Origin of the sequence: Streptomyces himastatinicus ATCC 53653, from assembly GCF_000158915.1 — a bacterium.
Classification (GTDB): domain Bacteria; phylum Actinomycetota; class Actinomycetes; order Streptomycetales; family Streptomycetaceae; genus Streptomyces; species Streptomyces himastatinicus.
Genome location: NZ_GG657754.1, coordinates 3438051 through 3443151, shown reverse-complemented (window position 1 = coordinate 3443151; position 5101 = coordinate 3438051). Strand labels below are relative to the sequence as shown.

Genomic DNA, 5101 nt, shown 5'->3' with positions numbered 1-5101 from the left:
CCCCGCGAGGCCAGGACCCGGGTTACTTCGACAGGTGCGGGTACAGCGGGTGCTTGTCGGCGAGGGCGGTGACCCGCGCCTTCAGCCCCTCGGCGTCGTACGAGGGCTTGAGCGCCTCGGCGATGATGTCCGAGACCTCGCGGAAGTCCTCGGCGGTGAAGCCGCGGGTGGCGAGCGCCGGGGTGCCGATCCGCAGACCCGAGGTGACCATCGGCGGCCGCGGGTCGTTCGGGATGGCGTTGCGGTTGACCGTGATGCCGACCTCGTGGAGACGGTCCTCGGCCTGCTTGCCGTCCAGCTCCGAGTTGCGCAGGTCGACCAGGACGAGGTGCACGTCCGTGCCGCCGGAGAGGACGGAGACGCCCACCTCGGTCACGTCGGACTGGGTGAGCCGCTCGGCGAGGATCTTGGCGCCCTCGACCGTGCGCTCCTGGCGCTCCTTGAATTCGGAGCCCGCGGCGACCTTGAAGGACACCGCCTTGGCCGCGATGACGTGCTCCAGCGGGCCGCCCTGCTGACCGGGGAAGACCGCGGAGTTGATCTTCTTGGCCAGTTCGGCGGTGGACAGGATGACGCCGCCGCGCGGACCGCCCAGGGTCTTGTGGGTGGTGGTGGTCACGACGTGGGCGTGCGGTACGGGGGAGGGGTGGAGCCCGGCCGCCACCAGGCCCGCGAAGTGGGCCATGTCGACCATCAGGTACGCGCCGACCTCGTCCGCGATGCGGCGGAAGGCGGCGAAGTCGAGCTGGCGCGGGTACGCCGACCAGCCCGCGATGACCAGCTTGGGGCGGTGCTCCTTGGCCAGGCGCTCGACCTCGTCCATGTCGACCAGACCGGTCTCGGCGTCCACGTGGTAGGGCACCACGTTGTAGAGCTTGCCGGAGAAGTTGATCTTCATGCCGTGGGTGAGGTGGCCACCGTGCGCCAGGTTCAGCCCGAGGATGGTGTCGCCGGGCTGGAGCAGCGCGAACATCGCGGCGGCGTTCGCCTGGGCGCCGGAGTGCGGCTGGACGTTGGCGGCCTCGGCGCCGAAGAGCTCCTTGATGCGGTCGATGGCGATCTGCTCGACCACGTCGACGTGCTCACAGCCGCCGTAGTAGCGGCGGCCGGGGTAGCCCTCGGCGTACTTGTTGGTCAGGACCGAGCCCTGGGCCTCCATGACGGCGGCCGGAGCGAAGTTCTCCGAGGCGATCATTTCGAGGGTGGACTGCTGGCGGTGGAGTTCGGCGTCGACAGCAGCGGCGACGTCCGGGTCGAGCTCGTGGAGGGAGCTGTTCAGAAGCGACATCAGGGTCCCGATCGAGTAAGGAGGGTCAGTTGTGGGAGAAGGCGGCGTATTCCTCGGCGGAGAGCAGGCCGTCCGGCTCGTCCGTCACCTTCACCTTGAACAGCCAGCCGCCCTCGAAGGGGGCGGAATTCACCAGCGCCGGGTCGTTCACCACGTCCTCGTTGATCTCGGTGACCTCACCGGAGACCGGCGCGTACAGGTCGCTGACCGACTTCGTGGACTCCAGCTCACCGCAGGTTTCACCGGCGGCGACGGTGGAGCCGACATCCGGGAGCTGGACGTACACGACATCGCCGAGCGCGTTGGCCGCGTATTCGGTGATGCCGATCGTCGACACGCCGTCCTGGTCGGCGGCCGACAGCCACTCGTGCTCCTTGCTGTAGCGCAGCTGCTGGGGGTTGCTCATGGTCCGATTCTCCTGGATAGAGGGGAGTGCTTGGGAAACGGGTCTTCAGTGGTGAGACAGACGGGTCACGGGAGGTTTCGGCGCGCACGGTCAGAGAAGGGGAGGTCGGGCCGTGCGCGACGCCGGAAGACGCCGGAGGACGCCGGAAAGGGAGGTTTCAGCGTTCGCGGCGATAGAAGGGGAGCGCGACCACTTCGTACGGCTCCCGGGTACCGCGGATGTCCACCGCCACTCCCGGGCTGCCGGGCGCGGCGTGCTCCGCGTCGACGTACGCCATGGCGATCGGCTTCCCCAGCGTCGGGGACGGGGCGCCCGAGGTGACCCGGCCGATCTCCGAGCCGTCAGGGCCCAGCACGGCGTAACCGGCGCGCGGCACCCGGCGGCCCTCGGCGACCAGGCCGGTCAGTGCGCGCGGCGGCCGGGCCTCGGCCTCGCGCGCCGCGGCCTCCAGCGCCCCGCGGCCGACGAAGTCGCCGGGCTTGGCGAACTTCACCACCCGGCCGAGCCCCGCGTCGAACGGGGTCGTGTCGGTGCCCAGCTCGTGCCCGTACAGCGGCATCCCCGCCTCAAGGCGCAGCGTGTCCCGGCAGGACAGGCCGCACGGCACCAGGCCCACCGGGGCGCCCGCCTCGGTCAGCGCCTGCCAGACCCGCTCGGCGTCGTCCGGCGCGACGAACAGCTCGAAGCCGTCCTCGCCGGTGTAGCCGGTGCGGGCGATCAGAGCGGGGACGCCCGCGACGGTCCCCGGCAGCCCCGCGTAGTACTTCAGCCCGTCCAGGTCGGCGTCGGTCAGCCCCTTCAGGATCCCGGGGGACTGCGGCCCCTGGACGGCGAGCAGCGCGTAAGCGTCGCGGTCGTCCCGTACGGCGGCGTCGAAGCCGCTGGCGCGCTCGGTCAGCGCGTCCAGCACCACCTGGGCGTTCGAGGCGTTGGCCACGACCAGGTACTCCTGCTCGGCGAGCCGGTAGACGATCAGGTCGTCGAGGATGCCGCCCTCGCTGTCGCAGATCATGGTGTAGCGGGCGCGGCCCACGGCGAGCGCCGAGAGATGGCCGACCAGGGCGTGATCGAGGGCGTCGGCGGCCTGCGGCCCGGTGAGAGCGATCTCACCCATGTGGGAGAGGTCGAAGAGCCCGGCGCGGGTGCGCACCGCGGTGTGCTCGTCGCGCTCGCTCCCGTACCGCAGCGGCATGTCCCAGCCCGCGAAGTCGGTCATGGTGGCGCCGAGCGCACGGTGGACCGCGTCCAGCGCGGTGCGGCGGGGCGTGGGCGGGGCGTCGGTCATGGTGCGGCTCCCGGGGTCATGGTCACGGCGATGACGTGCGGTGGGGCGGATGGGACGACAAGGACGGCACAGCGTCCTCCCCATCTGTCATCGGAACCTGAGAGGTTCGCCGTGACCATTCCCGCGGGGCGGGACTGGCCGGGCTTGCACCTTGGGTGGGGCCACGGACAGCGTGACCCGCTTTTCAGATCTGCCTCATCCGTGCGGTATCGGGGCCTGAGAGATTCAAGGGAGGGCTTGCTCCTTCGGCGCCTCGGACGATTCGGCGGAGCCGGTGACCGAGGACTCTCCCGCGCGGATTCGAGCGGCCGGTATGCAGTTGGCTTACGCAGTTGGCGCGGACATCATCGCACGTCCACTCCGGAAGGGAACCCCTGATCTTGCGCTGTTCTGTGAGCGGGGTCGCGCCGGGGCCTCCTTGATGGCCATTACCTTTTCTTGACACTCTCGGGGTACGGAGCCGCTTGACCGACCTTGGAGGACGATCACGGTGCACGGGCAGGGAACATACGCGACAACCCGAGAGACCCTGCCCGCGCGGCAGGAGCGGACGCCGCAGGAGCGGACGCCGTCGGGCGGCACGGTCAGACCGGATCGCCGCGCCGCCGTCCACGATCTGCGCGGCGGGGTGGGGGCGGAGCTGCGCTACCCGGCGCGTGACCTGATCATCGCCTCGGGGCTGCCCGGCAGCGGCAAGTCGACCCTGATCAGCCGGGTCGTCCCCGGATGCGACCCGGGCGGCAGGCCCGTGGTGCGGGTGGACTCGCAGAACACCCGGGAGACCTGGGAAAGACGCATGCCCCGCTGGCTGCCGTACGCGGTCTACCGGCCGCTGGTCCGCTGCGCCCACTACGTGGGGCTGCGCCGGGCGGTCCGCTCGGGCGCCGGCGTCGTCATCCACGACTGCGGCTCACAGCCCTGGGTGCGCCGCTGGCTGGCCCGGGACGCCCGGCGCACCGGCCGCGGGCTGCATCTGGTGCTGCTGGACGTGGACCCCGCGGTCGCCCTGGAGGGCCAGGCCGCCCGCGGCCGGGGCGTCTCCGGCTCCGCCTTCGGGCGGCACCGGCGGGCGATGGACCGGCTGGTGACGCGGGTGGAGAGCGGGCTGCCGCCCGAGGGCTGCGCCTCCGCCGTGCTGCTGGACCGGGCAACCGCGAGCCGGCTGCGGAGCATCTCCTTCGAGTGACCTGCGAGTCGGGCACCAGTAGGAAACGAGCCACCGGAAGGTGACCGAACGTAACGGCGCCTTTCGGTGGCACGCCCCCGGCGTCGCCCCGGCGCCGTCGCGGAGCCGCCCCGGTGCCGCCCCCGATGTGCCCGCGGCGTGACCTCGGCGTGAGGAAGTGCTGTGGAGATGGCCGGGCGGCCCATGGCCTTTTGCCGCGCAGCCGTTAGGGTGCTGGTGCAGGTCGGACGAGATGGCGGTTGGACGAAGATGAGTATCCCGGAGCACCAGGGCATAACCCCCGCTCACGGAGGATTTCCCGACGGCGCTTATCCCGCGTTTCCCGGCAATGAGCTGGAAGAGGTGCTCGGCGCCTCGATCGGGGTCGCGGGCGCCGGAGCGCGGATCGTGGAGACGCTCGCCCGCAGCCATGTCTGGATCCCGCTGCCGAACGGCGGCGGCCCCGACAGCCGCAGCCTCGACCTGCCCACCGTGGAGATCGAGGGCCAGGCGTACGTACCGGTCTTCAGCTCCGAGCAGCAGTTCCTCCAGATCGTCGGCGGCCATATGTCGTTCACGGTCGCCCCGGCCGTCGAGTTCGCCCGCGGGCTGCCGCCGCAGCTCGGCATCGTGGTGAACCCGGACGGGCCGGTCGGCGTCCCGCTGCCGCCGTCCGCGGTCGAGGAGCTGTGCAAGGCCGGACGCAGCGCGCTGGACGGCCCGGCGCGCGGGGGCCGGGTGCGGCTGTTCGAGCCCGACTGGCAGGAGGAGCCGGTCGACTTCCTGGCTTCCGCCGGGATCGAGTTCGCGAGGGAGCCCGGAGTACGTACCGCGCGGCGCGCGCTGGCCAGCGTCGAGGGCGATCAGCCTGCGCTCTTCGTCGGTGTCCAGCTGGACGCGCCGGGCCCGGAGGGGCAGGCCCTCGCGGTGGAGGCGCTCGGCCGGGCGCTCGGCGCG

The 5101-nt window shown here is 71.7% G+C and carries 5 protein-coding genes and 1 riboswitch; of the genes, 2 read left to right on the top strand and 3 right to left on the bottom strand.

The window, feature by feature from the left end; genetic code table 11:
- Window positions 1–22 precede the first annotated feature (22 nt).
- The 3 genes from glyA to gcvT all read right to left on the bottom strand — a co-directional run bounded on the left by glyA (window position 23) and on the right by gcvT (window position 2979).
- Window positions 23–1288 carry a serine hydroxymethyltransferase gene (gene glyA, locus SSOG_RS13975; protein WP_009714873.1) on the bottom strand — a complete coding sequence of 422 codons (1266 nt, stop codon included), beginning with the start codon at window positions 1286–1288 and terminating at the stop codon, window positions 23–25.
- Between the two features lie 25 nt (window positions 1289–1313).
- Window positions 1314–1694, bottom strand: coding sequence for a glycine cleavage system protein GcvH (gene gcvH / locus SSOG_RS13970; protein ID WP_009714872.1), 381 nt, complete (start codon window positions 1692–1694; stop codon window positions 1314–1316).
- 157 nt (window positions 1695–1851) lie between these two features.
- Window positions 1852–2979, bottom strand: coding sequence for a glycine cleavage system aminomethyltransferase GcvT (gene gcvT, locus SSOG_RS13965; protein WP_009714871.1), 1128 nt, complete (start codon window positions 2977–2979; stop codon window positions 1852–1854).
- Window positions 2980–3173: 194 nt separating this feature from the next.
- A riboswitch (glycine riboswitch) is annotated at window positions 3174–3282 on the bottom strand.
- A 187-nt stretch (window positions 3283–3469) separates the two neighbouring features.
- Between gcvT and SSOG_RS13960 the strand changes: the two genes are divergently transcribed.
- On the top strand, window positions 3470–4165 hold the full coding sequence (locus tag SSOG_RS13960; RefSeq protein WP_009714870.1) for an AAA family ATPase: 696 nt from the start codon (window positions 3470–3472) through the stop codon (window positions 4163–4165).
- A gap of 249 nt (window positions 4166–4414) precedes the next feature.
- The coding region (locus SSOG_RS13955) for an enhanced serine sensitivity protein SseB C-terminal domain-containing protein (protein WP_039941060.1) at window positions 4415–5101 on the top strand (687 nt) is incomplete at its 3' end.

Bases quoted from the DNA above. Each gene is read 5' to 3' on its own strand.
- gcvT (WP_009714871.1), bottom strand. From the start codon at position 2,979: ATGACCGACGCCCCGCCCACGCCCCGCCGCACCGCGCTGGACGCGGTC.
- glyA (WP_009714873.1), bottom strand. From the start codon at position 1,288: ATGTCGCTTCTGAACAGCTCCCTCCACGAGCTCGACCCGGACGTCGCC.
- gcvH (WP_009714872.1), bottom strand. From the start codon at position 1,694: ATGAGCAACCCCCAGCAGCTGCGCTACAGCAAGGAGCACGAGTGGCTG.